This is a genomic window from Collinsella aerofaciens (assembly GCF_039758815.1).
In the GTDB taxonomy this organism is placed as follows: domain Bacteria; phylum Actinomycetota; class Coriobacteriia; order Coriobacteriales; family Coriobacteriaceae; genus Collinsella; species Collinsella aerofaciens_BP.
On record NZ_JBDMSK010000002.1, the window covers coordinates 263,446 to 289,684 of the forward strand.

Here is a 26,239-nt window from a genome sequence, read left to right on the forward strand (position 1 = left end):
CCCTTTGTCACATTCGGTTAGAGGTAGCGACCGGTGATGCTCTTGGAGCAGGCCGCGATGTCGCCCGGCGTGCCGGCGCAGACGACTCGCCCGCCCGCATCGCCACCGCCCGGGCCCATATCGATCACATAATCGGCATTACGGATAAGGTCGAGATCGTGTTCGATCACGACAACTGTGGCGCCCTTGGCGACGAGGCCGTCAAACACACCCAGCAACACCTGAACATCGAGCGTATGCAGGCCGATCGTGGGCTCGTCAAATACGAATACGGCATCGTCCTGCACGCGGCCCATCTCGCTCGCAAGCTTAAGACGCTGCGCCTCGCCGCCCGAAAGCGCCGGCGTGGGCTCACCGAGCGTGAGATAACCCAAGCCCAGGTCGTGCAAGGTCTGCAAGCGCGCCTGTACCTTTTTGAGTCCCAGCGTGGCGTCGAGGGCCTCGTCCACACTCATGTCCATGAGCTGCGGCAACGTCAGTAAGCTCCCGTCCTTGCCCTCGCGATGGATATGCGAAGCCGCGTCTGCATAACGTGAGCCGCGACATGCCGGACAGACGATCTCGACGTCGGGCAAAAACTGCACGTCGAGCGATATCGAGCCCGTGCCATCGCACGTAGGGCAGCGCAAAGCGCCAGTGTTGTAGCTAAAGGCGCCCGCCTTGTAGCCGGCTGCCTTGGCCTCGGGCGTACGGGCGAAGGCGCGACGCAGCTCGTCATGGATGTCGGCATAAGTCGCCACCGTCGAGCGCACGTTGGCGCCGATAGGCGTAGCGTCAATCAGGTTTGCGCGGGCAATGCCTTCGGCATCGACCCAACGCACATGTTTTGGCAGGCGCTCGCCGGCCGCCTGCGCCTTGAGCGCCGGAATGAGCGTCTCGAGCACCAACGTCGTCTTACCCGAACCCGAAACGCCCGTCACCGCGACAAGGCGGCCGCGCGGGATATCGACTTCGAGCGGCTTGACGGTATGGATGGCATCGGTTGCCATGCGGATATGTCCCTGGTCGAACATTTCGTCGTCAGTCACCTGCGGACGCAAACGCTTGGAGTCCGATCTCAAAAACGGCGCGATGCGGCTGCCCTGCGATTGTTCGACCTCGTCCACCGTGCCAGCGGCAATCACATTACCGCCGCCTGCTCCGGCAATGGGGCCCATCTCGACCAGATAGTCGGCTTCTGCCAGCACGCGCGTATCGTGATCGACAACGACCACGGTGTTGCCGTCATCTACCAAATCGCGCATCACGCCTACCAAGCCGTCGACATTGGCAGGATGCAGACCGATCGAGGGCTCGTCGAGCACATACAACACGCCCGTCGATCGGTTGCGCACCACGCGGGCGAGCTGTACACGCTGGCGCTCGCCCGTGGAGAGCGTGGCACCGGCGCGGTCGAGCGAGAGGTAATCGAGCCCCAGGTCGACCAGGCGACGGGCCGTGCTCAAAAACGAATCGCAGATATCTGCTGCCATGGGCTGCATCTCGGCCGGCAAGGATGCGGGCACCCCGCGCACCCACTCAATCGCCTCGCCCAATGTCATGGCCGCGGCCTGCGCCAGATTGATACCGCGCACCTGGGGATGGCGTGCGGCCTCGGAGAGACGCGTGCCGCCACAGTCACGGCATGGCCCCTCGCGCAAAAAGCGCGCCACGCGCTTGAGGCCCTTGTCGTCCTTAACCTTGGCGAGCGCATTCTCGACGGTATAGACAGCGTTGTAATAGGTAAAATCGAGCGGCGTGGCGCCCTCGCCGTTTTTGGGAACGTAGAGAATGTGCTTTTTAACCGCCGGACCGTGGAACACGATGTCGCGCTCTTGAGGCGTGAGCTGGTTAAACGGCACGTCGGTGCGCACGCCCATCTCGCCGGCTACCTGCTTCATCAGATCCCACATGAGCGTACCCCAGGGAAGCACCGCGCCTTCGTTGATGGTCTTTGACTCGTCGGGCACCAGGCTCGCTTCGTCCACCTCGCGCATGACACCGGTGCCGCCGCAGGTAGGGCACGCACCGCCGCTGTTAAAGGCAAGGTCCTCGGCACTCGGCGCGTAGAACTCGCGGCCGCATGCGGGGCACGTGAGCGACAGGCCCGCAGCCACGTTAAGGCTCGGCTCCACACGCGCCCCGCAATGTGGGCACACGTGATGGGCACAGCGGCTAAAGAGCAAACGCAGACTGTTGTTGAGCTCGGTCATGGTACCAAAGGTCGAGCGCACGCCTGGCACACTGGGACGCTGATGCAACGCGAGTGCCGCCGGTACGTGCAATACCTCGTCCACCTGGGCGTGCTCGGCCTGCGTCAGGCGACGTCGAGTATAGGTGCTGAGCGCCTCCAGGTAACGGCGCGAGCCCTCGGCATAAAGAACTCCCAGCGCCAGCGAGCTCTTGCCCGAGCCCGACACGCCGGCAATGCCCACGAGCCTCCCCAGCGGAATATCGATATCGATGTCCTTGAGATTGTGGACACGTGCACCGCGCACCTCGATAGCCTGCGGGCTCATCTTCTGTTCCGTCACCTTTATCACCCTACTCATGCCATAAAACGCGGTCGCGGATATACTCGCCCAGCATGGGCACGGTAAACCGGACGAGGCCGTATCCGGCGGCCTCGATGACGCGCTCGCGAATCAGGCTTGCGCGATATTTACTCGCCCAGCTCTGGGTACGGTCGCAGCGCTCAATGATATCCGCCGTGCGCGTCGGCTTGTCCTCGTCAACCGCCATAGCCTCGATAAAGAGGCGCTGAGGGCTGCGCAGACCGTAATACAGAGGTGCGTCAACCGCTTCGTAGAACTCGGAGACGGCATCCGCATGGCCATTCTCGACATCGCGCCTTTCGATGACCTGCGAGCCACGCCGGACAGCAGACCGCCACATGTAATAGCCCACCAGCTGAACCATATAGGGATGCCCCATGCTCTTGCGCGCCGCAAGGTCCGCCGTCTCCGCGTCAACGTAAAGACCAGCGTCTTTGACCGTCTGGATATACGAATCGCGCACTTTGGGCAAAGATATTGCCCCCAACGTACGCTGCTGGGCACGCCGCAAAAACGTCACGCTCGGCTCTTCGAGCAGATCGTCAACCATACTGGGCAAGCCGGCGAACGCCAGCGCAAGACCGCGCTGGTCGCTATCGGGCAAGCCCGTGGCATCCTGGTCTCCGAGCACCTGCTGATAGAGGACGGCAAGAGCCGCCAGTTCCTCGATAGACACCGATTGTGCCTCGTCAATCGCAAACAAGACGCCCTTGCCTGGACCGAGCTTCTTGAGGCGCTCGTTGACCAGCCCTCGCAACGTTTCGCCCTTTGCCCGCGCCGCCTCGACCGACATCCGGCCAAACGACGGACCGAACTCCATTGACGTCACAACGGGCTTATTCGAGCGAAGCGCGTCGGCCAATCGGTCGCATAAGCCAAGCGAAGCGGAATCGGAGACAACCGCCCATCCGCGCTCATTGGCTAGACGTTGCAGCTCCCGCAGGAGAACCGTCTTGCCGCAGCCGCGATTTCCCGTAATGAGCATGAGCCTACCCGGCGCTCCGGCGCCGTTATCGAGCCCTTCCTCAAAATCCTCGATGACCGACTCGCGACCGATGAGTATCGGAGGCCGCTTGCCAGCCGTGGGCTTAAAGGGATTTGGATTCATGTCGGCCTCCTCAGATTGGCAAACCCTGGTAACAGTTATACCAACTTATACCGAGTTATACCAACAGGATGCGGCAAAGAGACTGACCCTCTATCACCTATGGCCGAAAAACTCGGCGTCCGCCGCTCGCCAGGGGCGGAAGGTGGCGGGATCGACCTTTACATGAGCTGCGGCGGGTACGTCGTACCATTTGACCGTGTAGCCGGTGCCGTGAGAGCAAAAGACCGAGTCGGGCGTGTTGGGCAGATCGGCCTCGGGCTCATAGGCGGCCGTCTCGATTACGCGCTCGGCATCATGGCAAGCCGCATAACCGGCGAACTCCAGGTACAGATGTCCGCGACCGCTCGTGTAGGCAGCCACCTCCAGCGCGTAATCCTGCACCTCGGATACCGGTACGCGACCCACAAGCTTCGCCCGGTCGCCCGCCATCGTCGGCGGCTCGTACTCGGCACCCATGCGCGTGGCATCCGAGAGCGCCCGGCCCACGCACTCCCCCGGCACCTCGAGCTCAAAGTGGTACCACGGCTCCAATAGTACCGCCGCGCCGGCCTCACGTGCCTGCATGAGTCCCTGGCGAATCGCACGGTACGTAGCCTGGCGAAAATCGCCGCCCTCGGTGTGTTTGGCATGCGCACGGCCACCTGTGAGCGTAATGCGTACATCGGTGATGGGCGAGCCGGTCAGCACGCCCAGGTGATCGCGCTCCATGGCGTTAGTAAGTGCCAGACGCTGCCAGTTAAGATCGAGCTCGTCGGTCGAGGTCACGGTGCCAAACTGCACGCCCGAACCCGCTGGCAACGGCTCCAGGCTCAGATGCACCTCGGCATAATGGCGCAGTGGCTCAAAGTGCCCCACGCCCTCGACCGGCTGCGAAATAGTCTCCTTATAGAGAATGCCGCCAGACTCAAAATCAATCGAAAGGCCAAAGCGATCTGCCAACACCCGCTGCACGACCTCGAGCTGCACGGCGCCCATCAGCTGCAGGTGAATCTGCTCCAGATGCGTATTCCAGCTTACGCCGAGCATGGGATCTTCGTCCGCCAACTCAGTCAGCGCTTTGAACACCGCATGGACATCGTGTTCGCCCGGAAGCACCGTATAGGTGAGGACCGGCGCAATGACAGGTGCATCGCCCGCAGGCTCCGCGCCCAGGGCGTCCCCCGGGCGAACGTGCGCAAGACCCGTCACGGCACAAATACCGCCAGCGGCAACTTCTTGGGCAAGCTCATACTTTTCGCCGTTATAGATGCGCACCTGGTCGATCTTTTGCTCCCATGCCTCGGCACCGGAACGTCCGCCAATCACCTGCTTGGCATGCAGCGTGCCGCCGGTCACTTTAACCCAAGCCAAGCGCTCGCCGCGATCCCCGCGGCTGACACGATAAACGCGCGCGGCAAACTCCGGGAGCCACGCCTGTTCACGCATCAGCGCGCATATGCCATCCAGCAGCTCGTCCACGCCTTGGTCCTTAAGCGCCGAGCCGGCAAAGCAGGGAAAGAGCTTGCGCTCGGCAACCATGCGTGACAGCGTCGCGACGGAAAGCTCACCCGCCTCAAAAAACTCCTCGAGCGCTTCTTCGTCTAACGCGGCAGCGTCCTCCTGAACGGCCCCGCCCGCCAACAGTTCGTTGGCATCCAAGCAGCCCTCGGAGAGACGTTGCCCAAGTTGTGTCAGCAAAACATCGCGGCCGGGATTCTCCAAATCGATCTTGTTGATGAAGATGAATGTCGGGATGTCATAACGTGCAAGCAGGCGCCACAGGGTTTCGGTGTGCCCCTGCACGCCGTCGTTGGCGCCCACAACCAAAATCGCATAGTCGAGTGCGCGCAGCGTGCGCTCCGCCTCGGCCGAAAAATCAACGTGGCCGGGCGCATCCACGAGCATGACGTGGGTATCGCCGTGGTCGAGTACAGCCTGCGACGAGAAGATCGTAATGCCACGCTCGCGCTCGATCGCGTTAGTGTCCAGATGCGAATCGCCATCGTCCACGCGGCCGCGCTTGCGAATGCGGCCCGCGTTGAACAGCATGGCCTCGGCCAACGTGGTCTTGCCGGCATCGACATGCGCCAAGATTCCAACGACCGCTTGCTTCGACATGGCTCTCCTCTTATTGCAAGCCCATCGCACGCGGCAACGGGCGTCCTCGTTCCACACTGGATGATACAATTTACGAGCCGGCGGGCGAAGCGGGCCCTATCCCCCGACCGAGCTCATCGTCCCGCGTTGCCGCGCGGCGATTTTCGTAGGTTCGCGCCTTGCGAAAGCCGGCTTTCAAAACAGCGCAGTAATCGAAAATGGCCCCACCCGGAGCCATTTTTCATTCGAATTAAGGACTGGTACGCGCCCCTGCTCTTACGCCTCGCGCAGCCAATCGAACGCGACACGCGCCGTGCCGTCGGACACATAGACGATACCAGCGCGCTCAAAGCCGGCCTTTATGATGGCACCCTGCATGGGCAGGTTATCCTGATGCGTGTCGATGCGCAGGTGATCGGCACGTTCTTTGGCAAAGGCAAACATCGCAGCCGCGATACCGTGCACGGTGCCGTCGGATGCCACACGGTGCAGCACGGCGTACGGAGTGTCGCTACGCCATTGACCGTCCTCAATGACGTCATAGCACTCGTCCGGGCCCGGTAAAAAGGCAAACGTCGCCACCACGCGGCCGTCGACTTCGCACACATAGCTGCCACCGGCGGCGATATCGGCAGCCAGCTGCTCGGCAGAAGGCGTGCCCTCGGGCCACTGCGTGGCGTTGCCATGCGCACGCATAAAGGCGCGGGCCGCGTCATAGATAGCCATGACGGCGGGAATGTCGGTATCGAGGGTTTTTCTGATCATCACGCGGCGACCTCACGTTTATTGGTATCACTTTGATTGAGCAATGATACCAACGTTTGGAGAAGGGCACGAAGCAGATGGGGAGCAAAAAGCGAGCCGCCTGGTCAAAGGCCAAAAGCGAGTTTTTGGGCACTGCTACGGGCGGCGATATGAGCGACCTGTTTGCGCGCGAGGATGAGCGCCGCGACGCCCTGGACGCCGAGCGAGATGAGGCCTGGCGCTACAAGTCGTGCGAGCGAAAAAACCGTTACGACACGCGCGCCGAGGCCGAGGCCGTTATGGCCGACTGCGAAAACCGCGGGCGACGTGGTTTGGCCTGCTACAAATGCGAGTACTGCGGCGGCTGGCATCTGACGTCGCATCCTTGGAAATAGACTCCGCATCGGCACGGCACTGACGGAGCGCCAACCATCGCACGTAAGCTACGGGCGCGGCGGAACCAAAACATCGTAGCGAACGGCCTTGCCCGCAAGTTGATAGCTCGGCTTAACGCCGGCAAGCAGTGGCCCCTTCACCGGCCGCTTGATAACCACCTTGCGCGGGTGAACCGCAAGCGCAGCTTCGACCAGCGACTCCTCATCGGCGCACGGCTGTTCCAGATGATGTAGGAGCTGGAACTTCTTTTTGACCGCCGCGCTCTTGGTGCGCCCGGGAAACATGGGGTCCAGATACACCACGTCGGGAGCGGCAAGCTCGCCCTGACCGATCAGCTCAGCTACATGGCGAAGGCCGGCAATGCTGTCCTCGCCCGCATGTAAGCGCATGCGTAACACGGCAGCCGCAAGCGCCGGATCATCTGCCGCGCGATCCAGGGCATCCTTGAGGAGCGCCGCGATCACGCAATCCCGCTCATACAGATCGACGGCAAAGCCCGCGGCCGCCAACAGCAGCGAATCCTCGCCAAAGCCTGCCGTAGCGTCAATCGCCCATGGTCGCTCGATGCCCTTTGTGCGCGCAGCCTTCACCAACAGCTCTTGCTGCAGACGGCCCTGCTTGAGTCGCGGCAGCATGCGGCCAAAATCGGCACGCAGCTCCATCGTGCCGTCGGTGAGCGTGAGGCCCTCGGGCTTCCCGGTCAGCTCAAGCCCCGCGGCCCGAGCAACAGAAAAGGGATCGACGACGCCCATGGGTACTCCTTAGCAAGCAAAACGAATACGTGGGCGCCGTTCATGACGACACCCAACCGTCCGCTATTGTCCCACATGTGACATGGCCCACAGCATCCCAATGCAAAGCACCGCCATCAATCCCGTGCACACGGCAGCGATCACGGAATCACTCATGCGCCTTCCCAACGACCGCGGCTCACGCACTTGCCCTGCTCCGTACATCATGGCTTCTCCTTCGGTCCAGCTCTTACCATGGCCCCATCATCGCAGCGCCGCGCATACGCTGCCATCGATTTGACTTACGCCCAGCTTTCTTTTTTGAAAGGTTGGACCGTGCGGGCAAGAGACGCTTTCAAACGCATGCATCGCCGCGTTGAACTACAATGTGCTTCACCATATGTGCAGTACATTGGGTGCGCCAAGTTGGCGTACTCGTATCGAAAGGACCAGCCATGAGCTTCACTCGCAAGACTCTCAAAATCCTTGCTCTCATCTACTTCGTTTTGGGCATCGCCAGCCTCGTCACCGCCGGCGTCGGTATCGCCACGGGCGGTCTCGATTCCACGTACGGTTCGTACGCCACGCTCGCAGCGGTCGTGCTTATCGCCAAGGGTCTCGTCGACCTTGCCGCAGGCGTCGCCGGTATCAAGGGCGCCAACAAGCCTTCGCAGGTGGACGGCGCGTTTAAGCTCGGTATTGTTGCCGCGGTCGCCACGCTTGCCCAAGCGGTGCTCACGCTTCCCGCGTTTGGCGGCGACGCCATCAACTTTGGCGCCTTTGTCATCGTGGTGTACGACCTGTTCTTTGTTCAGCAGGCACACGCCGTTAAGGCCGAGAACAAGGACCGCCTATAAGCGCTCGCTTCTCATAACCTCTGCAGCCAAGCAACTAAAAAGGGCCGATCGCGCATCTCCGCGGTCGGCCCTTTACGTTTGCCCAGATAAAACCTACCAAAATAAACCTGTCCCTTTTTGGCAGGTTGTTAGCTGTGGCGGTACTCGGCGATGATGAAGTCGATGTCGGTCTGAAGGGTATCCAAATTTGCCAGGCGCTCTTTGTCGGCGGGGCGCGTGCGGTAGTAGTACGGCGTCATCTGGAACACCGCCTCGATGTCCGCCTGGGTCTGAAGCGTAATATTCGCAGACACCCGCTGCGTTCCGACCAACTCGAGCTCGGTGGTCTTCGGCAGCTTCTCATCGTTAAGGTACGGCGTGTCGTAGAGTACCTCCTTGAGCCCAAAGAGGTGACGAGCACCCGGCACCACGGTGTAGAGCGAACCCTCCGGCGCCAGCACGCGGGCAAACTCGCGCTCGTTAAAGGGGGCAAAGAGCTCGGTCACCATATCGAAGGCGCCATCGGCCACGGGGATGTCCTTCATGTTGGCCACGAAGTAGGTCGCATCGCCGCGCTTGGCGGCCAGGCGCACCATCTCCTTGCCCAGGTCAAAACCGTAAGCATCTACGCCCGGCACCGCGCCCATGGCACTGGTGTAATAGCCCTCGCCACAGCAAATATCGAGCAGCGTCATGGGGCCGTTCGCAGACGTGGCGCGCCCAGACACCTGCTTGCGCACCAGCTCGACCATCGCATCGCGCAACGGCGCGTAGTATCCACGGTTCAAAAAGTCACGACGGCTGCGCGCCTGCGACTTGGGATCGCCCATGGAGTCGCCGCTCTTGGACGAGCGCAGTAGATATAGATAACCCTCGCGCGCACGGTCAAACCGGTGTCCGCCCGCGCATGCGGCCCCACGCTCATCGTCCACCAACGGTTCATGGCAAACGGGACACAACAACATGGCAACTCCTTAGCGCGAACAACACAACGCACACCATTGTCGCACGCCTTCCTCACCTAGTCATTGGGGACGTTCTTAAACGACTAGTCATTCAAGAACGTCCCCAATGACTAGTCGATTAGGAGTATCATCGTCTGCGCAAATGAGCGCAAAATAGCATGTTAGAGATTGAGAGCGTATGGCTGATACCGCATCTAAGCACATTGACATGACCACCGGCTCGCTGTGGCGCAATATTCCCCTGTTCGCCTTCCCCGTGGCCGCCACGAGCATCTTGGAGCAGCTGTCGAACCTCATCGCCACGGTCATTATCGGTAACTTCTCGGGCGACCAGGGAACCCTCGCCATGGCGGCGGTCGGCTCCAATGTTCCGCTTACCAGTCTTATGCTCAACCTGTTTATTGGCATGTCGCTTGGCTCCAACGTGGTCATCGCCAACGCTATCGGCCGCAACGATCAGAACATGGTCAAACGCGCCGTCCATACCTCGATTATAATGGCGCTCGTGGGCTTTGTCGTCATCGCGCTGGGTGAGATCTTTGCCGAGCCCATGCTCGCCGCGCTCAACGTTCCCGCCGAAACCATGCCGCTCGCTTCGCTCTACCTACGCGTCTTTTTGCTCAGCCTGCCCTCGATCTTGCTTTACAACTTTGAGGCCGCGATCTTCCGCTCCGTCGGCATCACCCGCATGCCGCTGCAGGCGCTTGCCGTGTCCACCATCCTCAACATTGGCCTGGACCTCATCTTTGTCCCCGTACTCCACTGGGGCGTCGCGGGCGTCGCCATCGCCACCGCCATCGCCTACACCGTCAGTGCCGCTACGCTCTTTATCCGCCTGCTCAAGACCGACTCCGTCGTCCGCGTCACCCTACGCGACCTGGCTATCGACCCCGTCGCCCTCAAGCGCATCGTCAAGATCGGCCTGCCCGCCGGCATCCAAAGCGCCGTCTTTGCCGTCGCCAACATCATCATCCAGTCTGCCATCAACAGCCTTGGCACCGAAGTCATGGCGGCCTCGAGCGCCGCCATGAGCCTGGAGTACGTGTGCTACAACCTGCTCAACAGCTTTAGCCAGGCTTGCACCACCTTTGTGGGACAAAACCACGGTGCCCGCCAGATCGACCGTTGCACCAAGACGCTCAAGGTCTGCCTAGTCGAAGGCGGTATCGTCGCGCTCACCACAATTATCGTTATTGTTGGCCTGGGGCGCGAGATCTTGTCGCTGTTCAACAGCGATCCCAACATCGTCTCGATCGGCTATATCCGCGTATGTTCGATCTTCCCGGCGTACGCCTTTAGCATGTTCTACGAAAACATGTCAGGCTACCTGCGCGGCTTTGGCATCTCGCTCACACCCGCCCTCATCACCATGATCTGCGTCTGCGGCATCCGCTTCTATTGGGTGTTCTGCGTGTTCCCGCACTTCCGCACCTTTGCGAACATCATGATGGTCTACCCCATCAGCCTGGGCACCACGGCGTTCTTTATGGTCGTGGCGGTACTACTTTGCCACCCGGCACGCACCTATCGCGCCACCCAAGCCAAAGCGACAGCCCGCTAAACACCGCACTCAACGCCACGCCAGTCATTAGTTGACAATATGCGAGCTCATATAGTCGATAAAGCGCCTCGTGGCGATAGGCATGGTGTCCCAGCTGCGCCAGGCCGCCACCACGTCGCGCGAGGGGGCATGCACGATGGGCCGCACACGAATATCGGCTCGCATGCCCTCCACAGTACGACGGTAGAGCATGCTCACGCCTAGGCCCTCCTCCACCATCGCCATGATGGTGTAGTCGTCGGTGACCTCGCTCGTCACGTGCGGCGACAGGCCATGCGCCGCGAATGCATCGAGCACCAGGCTCTGTTCGCCCTCATCCAGAAGCACAAACGGCTCGGAAGCCAGGTCGGCGAGTGTCACCTTTTCCTTTGCCGCCAGCGGATGCGCGACAGGCAACAGTGCCACCAACTCGTCGTGATAGACCACGCGCTTCTCGAGGCCAGCGGTAAAACCGCGTGCCGTAAAGCAAAAATCGACCACGCCATCGTGCACCCACTGGGCGTTGCGCGTGTAATCGCCCTGCTTGAGGGTAAAGTGCACGCCCGGATGCAGGGCCCCAAAGTCGCGGATCACGCGCGGCAACACGGTTCGACTCACGTTGGTAAACGTCGCAATGCGAATATCGGTCGACGAAAGCCCCAGCAGCTCCTGGCGCTTGCCCTCGAGCTCGGCCTCGGCAGTCACGATCTGGCGCAGGTACGGCAGATATTGTTTACCGTCGCGCGTAAGCGTAACGCCCTGCTTTCCGCGCTCGATAAGCGTGGTACCCAGCTCGCGCTCGAGCGCTTTGACGGCCTGGCTCACCGCACTTTGCGTATAGCCCAGCTCATCGGCCGCACGTTTCAGGCTGCCGCAATCGACCACCATACAAACAATCTGATACCGCGATGCCATCGTGCCTCCACATCAATGCAGCCGTAAAACGTTTTGCCAGGGCTTTTCTCGCCAACATTAGCATTTCTTAATCATACTGAAGATACATTCGCTTTACTACACCCACATCTGGGAGCAGAATCCTTTGTGCGAAACCGTTCTGTAACAAAAGGAGTCCCATGGATCGCAAAAAAGCAATCGCGCTCTCATTTTCCGTTCCCGTCGCATGGGGCTTTTCGTACCCTCTCATGAAGATCGGCATGGACAGCATGAACGCCACGAGCATCGTCGCGCTACGCTGCATCATCGCCTTTGTGGTCTGCCTGCTGCTCTTCCACAAGCGCGCGTTGCGCATCAACCGCGACCTTATGGTTCGCGCCGCCATCATCGGCGCCATCATGGCAACCGAGCTCACCTGCATGTGCCTGGGCTCCAGCCTCACCTCTGCCTCCACTGCCGGCTTTTTGCAGAGCCTGACGGTCGTGATCGTGCCGTTTGCCAACGCCGCCCTGCTGCGCCGCGCCCCCGAGCGCAAAGTGCTCATCGGCACCGCCATCGTCACCTGCGGCATGTTGCTGCTCTCGGGCGCAGACTTTACCAGCCTGAATCCCGGCGCGATCATTATGCTGCTCTCGGCCTTTATCTATGCCAGCCACATTATCGTGGCCAAGCGCTTTGTCGAAGAAGTCGATCCGCTTGCTCTGGGCGTTTGGCAGCTGGGCTTTGGCGGCCTGTTCTCGGGCATTGCCGCATGCGTCTTTGGCGGTTTCACCCTTCCCAGTACGCCCAGCGAGATCGTGGTTGTCGTTGCCCTCGCACTCATCTGCTCTGCCTATGGCTTTATCACCCAAACGCTCGTGCAGCCCCACGTGCCCGCTGAGACCACCGGCTTCGCCTTCTCGCTCGAGCCGGTCTGCTCCGCCGTCTTTTCGTTCTTCTTGGTCGGCGAGGTCCTGAGCCCCATCGCCTTCTTTGGCGCCGCTCTCATCCTCACCGGCGTCATAGTGGCAACCGTGCAGCTTCCGCGACTTCATGCGCACGCTCACGACCACGCCCACATGGCAGGAACGCCCGAGCAAGTCTCGTAGACCCCACTCTTCATACAGCCGTGGCATAAAGGCAACCGGTGCGCCTTTACAATAGATGCCAACAGAGCATCTGCCATAAAGGAGCCCCATGGACACCGCAACCCGCGACCGCAACATAGCAACTTGGTTGGGCGATGCGCCGCAGCCGGTACGTGACACTACGAACCAGCTGCTCGAGCGCATCGCCCTTTTGCGTGCCGAGCAAACCATCTACCCGGCACAAGACGACATCCTCAATGCCCTCGCCTATACGCCGGCCGACCAGGTCAAGGTTGTCATCCTGGGTCAAGACCCCTATCACGGGCCCAACCAGGCCATGGGGCTGTCGTTCTCGGTCCCTGCGACGCAAACCAAGTTGCCGCCGAGCCTGCGCAACATCTATAAGGAGCTCAAAGCCGATCTGGGTTGCCCCATTCCCGCCACGGGAGACCTAACCCCATGGGCACAACAGGGCGTCCTGCTCCTCAACACCACGCTCACCGTGCGCGAGCATGCCGCGAACTCGCACGCCAAGCTGGGCTGGAGCGCGCTCACCGACTACGTTATCGAACGCTGCTGCCAGCTGCCCCAGCCGGTAGTCTTTTTGGCATGGGGCCGCTTTGCCCAGCAGATGGTCGAAGGCAAGCTCGCCGTGACCGACGCGGGCAAGGCGACCGGCAAGTTCTGCCTGGCCTCCACGCACCCCTCACCGCTTTCGGCTAACCGTGCCACGGCAGAACTCCCCGCCTTTATGGGGTCGCGCCCCTTCTCGGCAGCCAATCGGCTACTCGAACAGCACGGCTCGACCCCCGTCAACTGGACTTGCCTCGGCTAAAAATCGATACATCAAAAACGCGCCCGACGGCAATCTTGCCATCGGGCGCGTTTTGTTACTCGGGCCAGATAAACTGGGTGCGGCCGGCCTCGCCACCATCGATCAGCAGACTCTGTCCGGTCATAAACCGGTTGGTCACGCCCACAAAGTAGATCCACTCGGCGATTTCTTGGGCGGTGGCCCAGCGCTTAAGCGGCGTGAGCTCCATAATCTGGTTCCACAGGTGCTCGTCTTCCATCACGCAACGGTTGAGCGGCGTGATAACGCCGCCCGGGTCCACACTGTTGGCGATGGCCTGCGGTGCCAAGCGGTTTGCAAGGTTCTTGGTGTAGGCGATAACGCCGCCCTTGCTGGCGGCATAGGCGGGAAACTCCGATCCAGTATGCCCGCTCGCCGACCCCACATTGACCACGGATTTGATAGCCGGCGCAGGCTTGGCGGCGAGCCCCTCCCCCACAAAGGCATAGCGCTCGGTCACGTTGATGGTGCCACACAGGTTGGCGGCGATATCGTCGGCCGAATCCTGCGTACCGGCAACGTTCACGATCACTTGGGGTTCAAGGTCGCCTAGAAACGAGCCCGGCTCGCGGACATCAACAATCAGATGGCGGTAGCGCTCGTGTTCGATCGCCGCCGGCAGCAGATCAAAGCCCACGACCTCGTGGCCCTCGTCCAAAAAGCGCTGCACGCATGCGGCTCCGATACCGCCCGAAGCACCCGTGATCAAAACCCGCATACTTGCTCCTTAGGCGGTTGCGTGGCGCTCGAGGTACTCGGAGCCCACATTCTCGCGCTCCCAGCCGCGCACGACCTTGTAGCCCACGGGGCTCAGGAAGACCTCGCACAGCAGCTCGGCAACAGCGCCGGTCAGCGAGCACATAAGGACCTGCACCCAGGTCCAACCAAAGAACGTGTGGCTCACCACGATGGCAAAGACCAGGTTGTCGATGAACTGGCCAACACCCGTGGACACATAGGAGCGGAAGGCAAAGCTCGCAAAGTTATTCTTTTTGAGCATACGACCGAGCGACTGGTTGAGCGTGGAGTTAACCACGGCAGAAACGAGCATTGCCAGCGAAGAGCCCAGCACCACGTACCAGGTGCCGCCGATGGTGGCGTTAAGGGCGTTGTTGACCTCGATCATGCCCGTGTCGTAGTAGGCACCCCACATGCCGGGCGTGAGCGAGCATGCCCAAAAGCACAGACTCACGGCCAGGTTGACCAGCAGCGCGAGGATAGAGATTTTGATGGATGCCTTGGCGCCAAAGCGCTTGCAGATCATGTCCTGGCACAAAAACGAAACCCAGCTCACCACAAAGCCACAGTCGAGCGCCAGATACGGCAGGCTGATGAGCTCTTTGTTGGCCAGCAGGTTCATCATGATGACGCTCACGAAAAACAGCGAAACCGTTGCCGCGGGAATGCTCCGCAACAGGACCTTGTAGTCCTCCATGACCTTCTTGATCATTATGTACTCCTTTGGTTTTAGGTTTAACGAGCAGGATATCGGACCCGAACTGCTCGGACGCCCCGGTCTTGAGACGACGGTGGGTATAATAGCCGCTCACACGGCATAAGGCAAGCAAACGGCGCGGCAGCCCCGCAGGGCCACCGCGCCGATGCGTTAAAAGGCCACGTTGCCAAACTCCGACAGGATAAGGTCGGGGTTGTGGTCAGTTGCCCAATCCACGTTCCACGGGCTCGTGAACAGCAGCAGCTTACCGCCGCGCATGTCCTCGACGCGCAGCGTGTCGCGCGTGAGCGAAAGAGCCGGGATATCGATGGTATCGGGGTCATTCTGGATCCAACGAATGTCCGTATAGGGCAGCGGCTGGCGACGAACCTCGACACGGTACTCGGCCTTGAGGCGGCGCTCGAGCACCTCAAACTGCAGCACGCCGACCACGCCCACGATGACGCTCTCCATGCCGGCACCCAGCTCGCGGAAGATCTGGATGGCGCCCTCCTGGGCAAGCTCCTCCATGCCCTTGACGAACTGCTTGCGCTTGAGCGTGTCAACCTGCGTAATGCGAGCGAACATCTCGGGGGCAAACGTCGGAATCTGCGGATACTGCACGTGGCGCTTGCCAGAGCACACGGTGTCACCGATGCTAAAGATACCCGGGTCGAACAGGCCCACGATATCGCCCGCGTACGCCTCGTCAACAATCGCGCGGTCATCGGCCATCATCGACGTGCCCGTGGCAAGCTTGAGTTTGCGGTTGCCCTGCACGTGGAAGGCATCCATGCCGCGCTCGAACTTGCCCGAGCAAATGCGCACAAAGGCGATGCGGTCTCGGTGGTTCTTGTCCATATTGGCCTGGATCTTAAACACAAAGCCGCTAAAGTCGTCGCGGCAGGGATCGACCGGCTCGCTGGTGAGCGTATCGGTATAGGCACGCGGCGTCGGGGCCAGACGCAGGAACTCCTTGAGGAAGGGCTCCACGCCAAAGTTGGTGAGCGCCGAGCCAAAAAACGCCGGGCTCAGCTTGCCGCAGGCCACGGCATCCAAGTCGAGCTCATCACCGGCGCCATCGAGCAGCTCGATGTCGTCCATCAAGTTCTTATGGTTTTCCTCGCCGATGAGCTCATCCATGGAAGGATCGCCCAACTCGGCCTCGACCTCGGCGACCTTCTTGGTAGCATTGGCGTGGCCGTCGCCCTCAAAGGCGATAACGCGGCGCGTCTGACGATCGAACACGCCGCGGAAGTTGCGGCCGCTGCCGATCGGCCAGTTCATGGGATACGTATTGATGCCCAGGACGTTCTCGATCTCTTCCATGAGCTCAAACGGGTCGCGAGCCTCGTGGTCGAGCTTGTTCACAAAGGTAAAGATGGGAATGTGGCGCAGCGTGCAGACCTTAAAGAGCTTTTTGGTCTGGGCCTCGACGCCCTTGGCGCCGTCGATGACCATGACCGCGGCGTCGGCGGCCATAAGGGTACGGTAGGTATCCTCCGAGAAGTCCTGGTGGCCGGGGGTATCGAGGATGTTGACGCAGGCGCCGTTGTAGGTGAACTGCAGCACCGAGGAGGTAACGGAAATGCCGCGCTCCTTCTCGATGTCCATCCAGTCCGAAACGGCATGCTTGGCCGAGCTCTTGCCCTTGACCGAGCCGGCGGTCTGGATGCTGCCGGTATAGAGCAGCAGCTTCTCGGTAAGCGTGGTCTTACCGGCGTCCGGGTGGCTGATGATCGCGAATGTGCGGCGCGACGAGATTTCATCCGACAGGCTTGCCATGCGGATCCTTTCTTGCATTGAGTGCATTACGTCGTTGTAACCGCATTATTGTAGCCGCGAAATCCCGCTCTAGGGCACCTATCAGGACAAATTCATCAGTTGGGGCCTAGGCAACCGGCCCAATCCGCATTTGCCTCTTGCAGAACTGTGCATAGTGTATATATACTGTGCTTACCGGTTATATACACGTGTAGCCCAACAGCTAAGGAGCCGCTGTGGACATCATCCTATCCAATTCGAGCGACAAGCCCATCTACGAGCAAATAGCCTCGCAAGTCAAAGCTCAGATCCTTTCGGGCGCGCTCGCTGCGGGAGCCAAACTCCCCAGCATCCGTGCACTCGCGAGCGATCTTGGCGTGAGTGTCATCACCACCAAGCGCGCCTACGCCGACCTGGAGCAACTCGGCTTTATCTGCACCGTGCGGGGCAAGGGCTGTTTTGTCGCCGAGGGCAACCAAGAACTCTTGCGCGAAAATCAGCTCTGCCATATCGAAGAGCTGCTTGCGAAAGCGGCGAGCCAAGCCGAAGCCTTGGGCGTCACGCGCGACAAGCTGCACGAGATGCTCGACCTCGTAGCCCCCGAAACCATGCAGTAGCCATCTGCAAGAAAGGCTATACCATGCAAAAGTTGCTAGAACTCAAAGGTGTATCGCGCCGCGTGAGCGACCGCTTTTCACTGCGCGACGTCACGCTTGCCGTGGAGCCCGGCCAGATCGTTGGCTTTGTGGGCGCAAATGGCGCCGGCAAGACGACGACCATTCGCGCCGCGCTCGGGCTTATAAAGCCCGATGCCGGCGAGGTGCATCTGCTTGGACAGCGCTGCGACGCCAACGCGCCCGACGAGACGCAGCGCCACCTGCGCTCCCGCATCGGGCTTGTCCTGGACACGTGTCCCTTCCCCTCCACGCTCAAGGTGGGCCAGGTCGAGAAGCTCGTAGGCCCGGCATACCCCACGTGGAGCTGCGAAACGTTCGCCGGATTCATCGACCGATTTGGCCTCGATCCCAAGACGAAGGTCAAGGACCTCTCCCGCGGCATGGGCATGAAGCTGCAGCTCGCCTGTGCGCTCAGCCACAATGCCAAGCTGCTCGTTTTGGACGAAGCCACCGCGGGCCTCGATCCCATGGCGCGCGAGGAACTGCTCGACGAGTTGCTTGCCTTTGTCGCCGACGGCCAGCACAGCGTGCTGCTCTCGAGCCACATTACATCCGACCTCGATCGCACTGCCGACCGCGTCATCTGCATCGATAACGGCTCGATTGTGTTTGACCTGCCGCGCGAGGACATTACCGACCGAGCCGGCATCGCCCACTGCACCCAAGCACAGGCCGCAGAGCTTATGGCTTGCGTCGAAGGCGCCCGTGCCGCCCACCACGCCTATAGCGTGGACGTGCTCGTACCCAACCGTCGCGAGGCGCTCGAGGCCTTCCCCGAGATTCCCTGCGACCGGGCAACCATTGATGACTATCTTCGCCTCATACTGAAAGGGGCTTCGAAATGAAACGCGCCTTTATGTCTGAGCTCGCCATCGTCCGCACGCTTGTCCCGAGCATCGCGGGCGTCGGCCTGTTCATCTTCGTCGTACTGACCCTCGCCAACGCATCGGATGGCGATGCCAGTATGAGCGCCGGCGCCTGCGCGGTCAGTGCCATGTCGCCCATCGTGGTCATGAACTCGCTGGCCGGCTACGACAATCAAAACGGATGGGAGCGCTATCGGGCAACGCTGCCCCTCTCGCGCAAAGACATCATCTGCGCACGTTACCTCTGCATTGTTGCCTTCTCGGCCATCATGGCGTGCGCGACCGTGCTTTTGAGCACCATCACTCTTCCGTTCTTCGATCACACGGGCATGCCCTCGACGGGACAGATCGTCTTTGAGACCACAATAGCCTCCGCCGCATCGATGCTCATCTCCCTTATGATGGTGTTTCTGGCACAGCCGCTGTTCTTTCGATTTGGACACATGGAGGCGCTGCGCCTTTCCGTCGGCCTGTTTGCCCTGCTCGGATGCCTTGCCATGGCCACGCTGAGCTCCTCCAACCCCATCAGCAACTGGCTCATGTCGATTGCTGGGGCGAATCCCGATCCTGCCGTCCTCGGCTGCCTGTGCGCAGGAATTGCCGTACTGGCCCTCGCGCTATGTGCAATCAGCTGCACCGTCAGCACCAAGGTCTATCGGGCACGAGACCTGTAGGCAAGCGAATCTCGACCCACGCAGGTCGTAATCGGCCACAATCGCGCCCCTCAAATCCGTGACAAATGGCATGTCCCCGGCCCGTGCGCAACGTTCTATAATCAAAGCGTCACGGGCCTCGGCCCAATTTCGATCATCCAAGGGGATGTCTTTTTGGTCATTGTTCTTTAGGGAACGGTCAATCGCATACAAATTGAAAACGGCCGTCTTGCGGCCGTGGTTTGTTGCGCCGTTCCGCCTCCGTCATCTGCCACATATGCACCTGACAGGAAAGAACAATGAACTCTGCGAAATCTCAATCCTTCCCAAAAGCCACCAGCTTCGACGCGGCGCTCGTACGCTCTAAGATTATGGGGCCGAACCCCCTCAAGCTTTGCGAAGAGCTCCTTTGCGATGCGAGCATTCCCCGCGGCGCCCGCGTCTGCGACCTTGGGTCGGGCACCGGCATTACCAGCGCCCTGCTCGCCCGCGAATACGGGTTTGACACCTACGCCGTCGATCTGTGGAGCGACCCCGTCGAGAACCGCACATTCTTTGATTCGCTCGGTATCTCGCGCGACACGATTCATCCCGTTCAGGCGGACGCCTCACAGGGCCTACCATTTGAGCACGGCTATTTTGATGCGGTCGTGACCATCGACTCGTACAACTACTACGGCCGGGACCCGCACTATCTGGACGAGCACCTACTCCCCTACGTAAAGCAAGGCGGGATGCTCTACTTAAGCATCCCCGGCATGGTTCGCGACTGCCACGACAACCTGCCCACCTGCCTGCTCAAATCCTGGACACCCGAGCAGCTCGACTATATGCACGACATAGCCTGGTGGCGCGCCATGATCGAGCCGACCCCCGGCGTCGAGATTGTCTCGATGCAGCCTATGCTCTGCACGGACGAAGCGTGGGAAGACTGGCTCGCCTGCGACAACGAGTACGCAGCAGGCGACCGCGCTGCCGTTGAAGCCGGCGCGCTCGAATACCTCAACACCATCGCCATTGTGCTGAGGAAGCTCTAAACAGCAACGCGTGAGGCCGCTTGCATGCGGCCTCACGCGGCTTCTTTAAAACGAGTCCTGAACAAACGCAAAGCGCAATACGCTACTTGCGCAGCGGCTTGGGCAGCGGAATGCCTGCCGCAATGACTGCGGCGATGATCATGCAGACGATACCCTTGAGCGGGAAGCACATGAGCAGCAGGCCCACGACCATGACCGGCTGACGCATGACCGCACCCATCGTCGATGCCGTGCAGACGGCGACGCAGAAGACCGGATCGGCGCCGGTGAGGATGGCAAGGCCATAGCCCAGGCTCACACCCGAGAAGATAACCGGGAAGAAGTGGCCGCCGCGCCAACCAAGGTTGATGAGGGCGGGCGTCAGCATAGCCTTAACAAGACCGGTCGCGATAAGCACGCCGGCGGGAATGGTCAGATAGGTCTCCATGAGCACGTCGGCTTGGGTCTCGCCGGCAAACATGGTGTAGGGCAGGACCGTGCCACAGATGGCGAGCGCCAGACCGGCTAGCATGGCCTTGACGACAGGGCGCTCCCCTATGGCATGGGACAGTGCCTCGCTTGCATGCTCAGAGACAAAGTACAGCCAGCCGCATACGGTGCCGACCAACGCCAGCGGAATGAGCCAGACAAGTTCCAGGTTGCCCACCTGAGCGGACTCGAACCTGGGCATGCCCATGCCGCCGCCCATGAGCTGGCCGAGCAGCAGGTAGGCACCCAGACCGCCGGCAATCGCAATACCGTAGACCACAGTCTTTTGCGCCTTGGGCAGCTTGATGGTGATCTCATCGGACGCGGAGTCCTCGCCAGCGCCCTGGCCGTCGGCGCTACCGGCGAGCGGCGCCACAAAGCCAAACACGGGCGCGGTAAAGAGCGCCGTCAGGGCAGCCTGGGTGCCCAGCAGCGTGAGCTCCCTAAACTCGGCGCCAAAGCGACGCATGCGGTCGCCGACCCAGCTGCACAGACCCGCGATAACGCCGGTCAGGCCGGCCTCCGGTCCAATACTTCCGCCAAACAGCAGCGGCAGCAATGCCGCAAGCGAAAGCTTGCCGAGGTTGTCGTACGGGTAGCGACCGTCTTGTTTAACCTTGGCCATCACCTGGTTGAGGTCATCGGTCTTGGTGCCCGTAATCTTTTCGTACAGACCGATCAGCAGGCCGCCCAGCAAGCAGACAAAAAACGGGTACGGCAGAAAACCGAACGGGCCGCTCGCGAGCTCAGGCGAATCGACGCCCAGCGCGTGCGGAATCTCGGTCCATAAATAGTCGATACCGTGCTCCATCGCAAAGAAGAACAGCCAGACCGCGGCGCCTGCAAACGCACCGGTCACAGCCACGCTCACTAAAAACAGCGCACGGTTTTTGGGTTTTGCAAGGTTGTCCATCGGGACCTCCCGTGGTCAAAATCGACAAAGATACGTTTTATTGTAGAGCGAGCGTTGCCCGAACGAGCCAACCGTCTGCGCCGCAAACGGCACCATTGGGAGTCATAGTGGGGCAGGCTCAAGACTTATCCGTTAATAATCGAGGCAATCTCGCGCAAATCGTCGGCAAAGTAGATGCCGTGCTGCCGCCTCGGGCTCGAAAGCCCCTTATCAATCATGTGTCCGAGCAGCGCCTTGAGATCGTTGTAGTAACCGTCCAGGTTATACAGGATGCACGGCGCGCTCAGATGCCCCAGCGACACGGCCGACATGACCTCGGCAATCTCCTCGAGCGTACCCGTCCCGCCGGGAAAGGCAATGAAGGCATCACCAAGCTCGATCATCTTGGCCTTGCGCTCGGCCATGTCGCTCGTCACGATGAGGTCGTCGATACCGTCATGTTGAAACTCGGCCTCGATAAAAAAGCTCGGTTCAACACCCGTCACGTGTCCACCAGCATCGAGTACGCTATCGGCGAGCGCACCCATCAGGCCCGATTTGGACCCGCCGTATACCAGCGCGTGCCCGTTGGAGCCAATCCAGTTGCCCAGCTCTTGCACCGCAGGCAGAAATGCTGGGTCGTTGCCGACGCTGGCGCCCAGGTATACCGTGATATTCATATTCAGTCCCCCTCGTCGTGACGCGCGGCGCCCCCTCTAGCGTTGGCGTCGGCGATATTCGCGCACACGGCGCGATAGGTCGGCAAGCTCGTCACGATCGAGCTCTTCCAAATGCTCCAGATCATCCATAAAGCGCGCCATGGTGTCCTTTTGGCGCATCTTGATGAGCGTGTTGCAGTAGTTCACCGCCACGCCCGTGAGCATGGCGATGTAGAAGATGCTGATGACGCTCAAAACGACGGTGATAGCGCGGGCAACCGGCGTCTCGGCCGGGATATCACCGAAGCCGATCGTCGATACGGTCTCAAAGCTAAACCAGAGGCCGTCGCCAAACGTAAGGGTCGTGGGCTCGGACAACCAGACGGCCGTCGAGCACAGCAGATAGAAGACGAGAAACAGGCCCGTGATGCGCGCAAAGCCAGCCTGGCGCAACACGTCGGCAAGCGTCCTCAACTTGTTCATCGCGACCCCTTTTCCCAGACGCCCAATCACATTCGCTCGGTATTGTCCCACGCCTCCCCCGCAAACGGAACTAGTCATTGGGGACGTTCTTAAACGACTAGTCAGTTAAGAACGTCCCCAATGACTACCTAACCGTTTAGCGGTGCGGCGGCTGAGTGGGCAGGCTGAGCTGGTATCCTTATGCGAAACTGTCTCGACTCGATAGGATTTCATGTGAAACCTTCCGCCGTCCTTCGTTTGACTCTATATCGCACCCTGGCCGTCGCGCTTGCCGCGCTCGCCGTACTGAGCGCCGTCATGCCCGCCCCCGCCTTTGCCGCCGACTCCGACCAGCAGGTCAAGACGGTCCGCGTTGGCTGGCTCGTCAACAACAAAGGCTTCCAGGAAGGCATACCGGGCGAGCGACTCTCGGGATGGGGCTACGAGTACCTCCAGACCCTCTCGTATTACACAAAGGGCTGGCAATACGAATACGTTAGCGGCACCTTCTCCGAGCTTATGGACATGCTCGAAGCAGGCGAAATCGACCTCATGCCCAACATCTCGTATTCGGCAGAGCGCGAGCAGAAGCTGCTCTTTTCCTCGAACCCCGAGGGCACCGAGCGCTACTACATCTACGCCAGGCCCGACCGAGACGATCTGGCCAAGGGTGACCCCCAGGCGCTCCAAGGCCTCACCATCGGCTGCAACTCTGGCGTTATGCAAACTATCGTCGGCCAGCAGTGGCTCGCCGACGAAGGCGTCACCTGCACCTATAAAGAAATCGACACCGGCAGTGCCCTCTTTGAGGCGCTTGCAGACGGCGAGGTCGACGCCGTCATCATGAACGATACCATTTCGTCGCCCGATGCGTCACCCATGTTCTACGTAGGCTCGAGCGACTACTATTTTGCCGTTCCCAAAAGCCGCCCCGATCTGATGAACGACATCAACGCCGCCATGACGACCATCGCCCGCGATAACCCGCGCTATAACGAGGAAGTCAAATCGAGTTACTCGACCCAAAACAGTGGCTCGTCATCGCTCACCGGCCCCGAGACCACCTGGCTCAAAGCAAACGGCAATACCATCACGCTCGGCTATCTTAAAAACCAACTTCCCTACTGCACGCAAAATGACGACGGCGAGATGGAAGGATCGCTCGCCTCGCTTGCAACGACGTTGCACGACAAGTTTGGTATTACGGTCAAAACAATCGCACTCTCGAACAACAGGCAAATGATCAAAGCCCTTTCCAACGGAACCATCGATGTCGCCCTGCCATTGTTTCGCGACTACTGGCTCGCCGAGCAGACAGGGGTCATCCAGTCAAACTCGATGGGAACGGTTTCGCTGACCGCCATTCACAGTGGCAAAAACCTGAACAGCGACCTTAAGAACATCGCTTGTACAAAGAGCACAATCGTTAACCGTTTTGAGCTCGAAAGTCTCTTCCCGAACGCAACAGTAACCGAGTACTCGAATGACGGCGAGGTGCTCAAAGCCCTCAATGAGGGGAAGGCACGTTGCATCATTGTCCCCAGCACGCGCCTGGAAACTCTCCGCGACACCTACGACATCGAGGATTTCGAAACACAGGAACTCACCAACACGGCGCAGCTATCGTGTTTAATTTCGCGCGGCAAGCCCGAGCTGCTGGGAATCATCAATAAGGGCATCGTCAATGCAGGTGAATCGCTCTCTGCAAACAGCTATTTCCCCACATCGTACTCGGCGCAAGAATCGGACACGTTCCAGTTTTTCTATCGCAACCGCACCGCCATTGCGACTGTTATCATCTGCATCTTGCTCACCAGCATCGCCATCCTTGTCTGGTCGCTTTACCGCGCACAGGAGGAACGGCAGAAAGCTGATGCCGCCAACACCGCCAAAACCGCTTTCCTCACGCGCATGAGCCACGACATCCGCACGCCGCTCAACGGCATCCTGGGCCTTATCGAAATTGAGGAATTGAGAGAAGGCGACATGCAGGTCGCCCGCGAAAGCCGCGCCAAGGCGCGCGTTGCCGCCAATCACCTGCTGTCACTGATTAACGACATCCTCGAGATGGGCAGGATCGAGGAGTGCAAAGTGACGCTCGAGCACGAATCATTCAACCTTAAAGAGCTGTGCGACAATGCGCTCGTACTGTGCAAGCTCCGCGCATCGGACCGCGGCATAACCATGCTCGACACCAGCGATCCCTACGCTGTCGACCAATATATGATCGGCAGCCCCACCCATATTCGGCAGATCCTTGTCAACCTGCTCGACAACAGCATCAAGTACAACAAGCACGGAGGCACCGTCACGTTCTCATCGACCATCAAACCGGTCGACGACGAGCACGCCGTGTTTTGCTTTAGCGTCTCGGATACCGGCATTGGTATGACATCCGAGTTTTTGGCACACATTTACGAGCCGTTTGCCCAGGAAGGCGACGATGCGCGCAGCAAGTTCCAAGGAACCGGCATTGGCATGTCTATCGTCAAATCGCTCATCGATATGATGGGCGGCACGATTGAGATTTCGAGTGAGGTTGGCGTGGGAAGCACGTTCAACGTCCAGATACCGCTCGATATCGACAAGAACCCTCAGGCAAAAGAACGTGCGTCCAAGCAGACATACAGTTGCTCGCTTGCAGACATGAACGTTCTTTTGGCAGAAGATAACGAGCTCAATGCCGAGATTGCCCAGGCTCTGCTCGAAAGCGAGGGCATCGTCGTAACTCGCGCCGCCGACGGCAACGAAGCGGTCGACCTATACGTTGGCCGTCCCGCGGGTAGCTTCGATGCGATTCTAATGGACATCATGATGCCGGGCATGGACGGCTACGAGGCAACCCGCGCGATCCGCCTGAGCGAAAAGGCCGATGCGGCCGACATCCCCATCATCGCGCTCACCGCCAACGCCTTTGCCGAAGACGCCAAGGCGGCACACGACGCCGGCATGAACGCCCATCTGCCCAAACCGCTCGACTTTAACAAGCTCAAAAACATACTCGCCTGTATCAAGAAAAACGGGGCTGTTTCGCTATAGTTTGTGCTCAACCACCATGCGCAGTAGAAAGGAAGCCAACGATGTTTAGGCCCTTGCGTCGAAAGAAACGCGCCATCACCGACGAGGAAGCGCGCGAACTGCTCGCTACCTGCAAGCGCGGGGTCTTTGCCGTCAACGGCGATGATGGCTACCCGTACGCCATTCCCGTCAACTACTTCTTTGACGCCGAGCACGACAAGATTTATTTCCATGGCGCCAAGGCCGGCCACAAGGTCGATTCACTCAGGCATGATGATAAAGTCTGCTTTACCGTTTACGGCAACGAGTGGTACAAGGACGGCGACTGGGCTCCTTACGTCATGAGCACTGTGGTCTTTGGCCGTTGCCGCCTGGTAGATGAAGCGCCTGCGTTTATCGAGGACAAAGTCCGCCAGCTCGCGCTTAAGTACTACCCTTCTGCCGAAGAAGTCGAGGAAGAAATCGCCAAAGACATCAAGGGCGTCCAACTCTACGAGATTTCAATTGAGCATCTTTGCGGCAAGCAGATTCAGGAAAAGTAGCGAATGCGAAAAACGCGCTCGC

Annotated in this window: 24 protein-coding genes; 11 read left to right on the top strand and 13 right to left on the bottom strand. The window is 60.1% G+C overall.

Annotated features, from left to right (window positions below):
• Nucleotides 1–17: 17 nt before the first annotated feature.
• From ABHT90_RS02715 to ABHT90_RS02730, 4 genes are all read right to left on the bottom strand, one after another.
• A complete protein-coding gene (locus tag ABHT90_RS02715; RefSeq protein ID WP_430393359.1) occupies nt 18–2,531 on the bottom strand; it encodes an excinuclease ABC subunit UvrA in 2,514 nt (837 codons plus the stop codon).
• Complete coding sequence (locus ABHT90_RS02720; RefSeq protein ID WP_346981497.1) at nt 2,524–3,642, bottom strand: AAA family ATPase; 1,119 nt, start codon at nt 3,640–3,642, stop codon at nt 2,524–2,526. Before ABHT90_RS02720 ends, ABHT90_RS02715 begins: the two co-directional genes overlap by 8 nt.
• A 93-nt stretch (nt 3,643–3,735) precedes the next feature.
• A complete protein-coding gene (locus ABHT90_RS02725) occupies nt 3,736–5,739 on the bottom strand; it encodes a GTP-binding protein (RefSeq protein ID WP_346981498.1) in 2,004 nt (667 codons plus the stop codon).
• A gap of 255 nt (nt 5,740–5,994) precedes the next feature.
• Nucleotides 5,995–6,483 carry a GNAT family acetyltransferase gene (locus tag ABHT90_RS02730; RefSeq protein ID WP_022093963.1) on the bottom strand — a complete coding sequence of 163 codons (489 nt, stop codon included), beginning with the start codon at nt 6,481–6,483 and terminating at the stop codon, nt 5,995–5,997.
• Between the two features lie 56 nt (nt 6,484–6,539).
• Between ABHT90_RS02730 and ABHT90_RS02735 the strand changes: the two genes are divergently transcribed.
• Nucleotides 6,540–6,857 carry a hypothetical protein gene (locus tag ABHT90_RS02735; RefSeq protein ID WP_346981499.1) on the top strand — a complete coding sequence of 106 codons (318 nt, stop codon included), beginning with the start codon at nt 6,540–6,542 and terminating at the stop codon, nt 6,855–6,857.
• A gap of 48 nt (nt 6,858–6,905) precedes the next feature.
• On the opposite strand, the gene ABHT90_RS02740 is transcribed toward ABHT90_RS02735, so the two are convergent.
• The gene (locus ABHT90_RS02740; RefSeq protein WP_346981500.1) at nt 6,906–7,610 is read right to left on the bottom strand and encodes a class I SAM-dependent methyltransferase; all 705 of its coding nucleotides are present in this window, start codon (nt 7,608–7,610) and stop codon (nt 6,906–6,908) included.
• Between the two features lie 434 nt (nt 7,611–8,044).
• Between ABHT90_RS02740 and ABHT90_RS02745 the strand changes: the two genes are divergently transcribed.
• The gene (locus ABHT90_RS02745; protein WP_055286664.1) at nt 8,045–8,446 is read left to right on the top strand and encodes a hypothetical protein; all 402 of its coding nucleotides are present in this window, start codon (nt 8,045–8,047) and stop codon (nt 8,444–8,446) included.
• Between the two features lie 128 nt (nt 8,447–8,574).
• Here ABHT90_RS02745 and ABHT90_RS02750 read toward each other — a convergent pair whose 3' ends face one another.
• Complete coding sequence (locus ABHT90_RS02750) at nt 8,575–9,390, bottom strand: putative RNA methyltransferase (protein WP_271737594.1); 816 nt, start codon at nt 9,388–9,390, stop codon at nt 8,575–8,577.
• Nucleotides 9,391–9,568: 178 nt separating this feature from the next.
• On the opposite strand from ABHT90_RS02750, the gene ABHT90_RS02755 reads away from it, so the two are divergent.
• On the top strand, nt 9,569–10,951 hold the full coding sequence (locus ABHT90_RS02755) for an MATE family efflux transporter (RefSeq protein ID WP_346981501.1): 1,383 nt from the start codon (nt 9,569–9,571) through the stop codon (nt 10,949–10,951).
• Between the two features lie 27 nt (nt 10,952–10,978).
• Here ABHT90_RS02755 and ABHT90_RS02760 read toward each other — a convergent pair whose 3' ends face one another.
• On the bottom strand, nt 10,979–11,845 hold the full coding sequence (locus tag ABHT90_RS02760; protein WP_346981502.1) for a LysR family transcriptional regulator: 867 nt from the start codon (nt 11,843–11,845) through the stop codon (nt 10,979–10,981).
• A 158-nt stretch (nt 11,846–12,003) separates the two neighbouring features.
• Here ABHT90_RS02760 and ABHT90_RS02765 point away from each other — a divergent pair, with 158 nt between their 5' ends.
• Nucleotides 12,004–12,912 (top strand): DMT family transporter, encoded by a 909-nt coding sequence (locus ABHT90_RS02765; protein ID WP_346981503.1) that lies wholly within the window; start codon nt 12,004–12,006, stop codon nt 12,910–12,912.
• A gap of 88 nt (nt 12,913–13,000) precedes the next feature.
• Nucleotides 13,001–13,726, top strand: a complete 726-nt coding sequence (locus tag ABHT90_RS02770) for a uracil-DNA glycosylase (protein ID WP_346981504.1) — start codon at nt 13,001–13,003, stop codon at nt 13,724–13,726.
• A 55-nt stretch (nt 13,727–13,781) separates the two neighbouring features.
• On the opposite strand, the gene ABHT90_RS02775 is transcribed toward ABHT90_RS02770, so the two are convergent.
• From ABHT90_RS02775 to ABHT90_RS02785, 3 genes are all read right to left on the bottom strand, one after another.
• Nucleotides 13,782–14,462, bottom strand: a complete 681-nt coding sequence (locus ABHT90_RS02775) for an SDR family NAD(P)-dependent oxidoreductase (RefSeq protein ID WP_346981505.1) — start codon at nt 14,460–14,462, stop codon at nt 13,782–13,784.
• A gap of 9 nt (nt 14,463–14,471) precedes the next feature.
• A complete protein-coding gene (locus ABHT90_RS02780) occupies nt 14,472–15,194 on the bottom strand; it encodes a VUT family protein (RefSeq protein WP_346981506.1) in 723 nt (240 codons plus the stop codon).
• A gap of 156 nt (nt 15,195–15,350) precedes the next feature.
• A complete protein-coding gene (locus ABHT90_RS02785; RefSeq protein WP_117820856.1) occupies nt 15,351–16,964 on the bottom strand; it encodes a peptide chain release factor 3 in 1,614 nt (537 codons plus the stop codon).
• A 215-nt stretch (nt 16,965–17,179) separates the two neighbouring features.
• On the opposite strand from ABHT90_RS02785, the gene ABHT90_RS02790 reads away from it, so the two are divergent.
• The 4 genes from ABHT90_RS02790 (at nt 17,180) to ABHT90_RS02805 (ending at nt 20,176) form a co-directional block, all read left to right on the top strand.
• Complete coding sequence (locus ABHT90_RS02790) at nt 17,180–17,560, top strand: GntR family transcriptional regulator (protein WP_346981507.1); 381 nt, start codon at nt 17,180–17,182, stop codon at nt 17,558–17,560.
• 23 nt (nt 17,561–17,583) lie between these two features.
• Complete coding sequence (locus ABHT90_RS02795) at nt 17,584–18,465, top strand: ABC transporter ATP-binding protein (protein WP_118333974.1); 882 nt, start codon at nt 17,584–17,586, stop codon at nt 18,463–18,465.
• Nucleotides 18,462–19,160: an ABC-2 transporter permease gene (locus ABHT90_RS02800; RefSeq protein WP_346981508.1), complete on the top strand. Its 699-nt coding sequence runs from the start codon at nt 18,462–18,464 to the stop codon at nt 19,158–19,160. Before ABHT90_RS02795 ends, ABHT90_RS02800 begins: the two co-directional genes overlap by 4 nt.
• Nucleotides 19,161–19,438: 278 nt before the next feature.
• On the top strand, nt 19,439–20,176 hold the full coding sequence (locus tag ABHT90_RS02805) for an SAM-dependent methyltransferase (protein ID WP_346981509.1): 738 nt from the start codon (nt 19,439–19,441) through the stop codon (nt 20,174–20,176).
• An 82-nt stretch (nt 20,177–20,258) separates the two neighbouring features.
• Here the strand turns inward: ABHT90_RS02805 and ABHT90_RS02810 are convergent, their stop codons facing one another.
• The 3 genes from ABHT90_RS02810 to ABHT90_RS02820 all read right to left on the bottom strand — a co-directional run bounded on the left by ABHT90_RS02810 (nt 20,259) and on the right by ABHT90_RS02820 (nt 22,678).
• On the bottom strand, nt 20,259–21,557 hold the full coding sequence (locus ABHT90_RS02810) for a chloride channel protein (RefSeq protein ID WP_346981510.1): 1,299 nt from the start codon (nt 21,555–21,557) through the stop codon (nt 20,259–20,261).
• Nucleotides 21,558–21,682: 125 nt separating this feature from the next.
• On the bottom strand, nt 21,683–22,216 hold the full coding sequence (locus ABHT90_RS02815) for an LOG family protein (protein WP_346981511.1): 534 nt from the start codon (nt 22,214–22,216) through the stop codon (nt 21,683–21,685).
• Between the two features lie 36 nt (nt 22,217–22,252).
• Nucleotides 22,253–22,678, bottom strand: a complete 426-nt coding sequence (locus ABHT90_RS02820; RefSeq protein ID WP_055252221.1) for a potassium channel family protein — start codon at nt 22,676–22,678, stop codon at nt 22,253–22,255.
• Between the two features lie 213 nt (nt 22,679–22,891).
• Here ABHT90_RS02820 and ABHT90_RS02825 point away from each other — a divergent pair, with 213 nt between their 5' ends.
• A complete protein-coding gene (locus ABHT90_RS02825) occupies nt 22,892–25,696 on the top strand; it encodes an ATP-binding protein (RefSeq protein ID WP_346981512.1) in 2,805 nt (934 codons plus the stop codon).
• Between the two features lie 41 nt (nt 25,697–25,737).
• A complete protein-coding gene (locus ABHT90_RS02830) occupies nt 25,738–26,217 on the top strand; it encodes a pyridoxamine 5'-phosphate oxidase family protein (RefSeq protein WP_346981513.1) in 480 nt (159 codons plus the stop codon).
• Nucleotides 26,218–26,239: the final 22 nt, after the last annotated feature.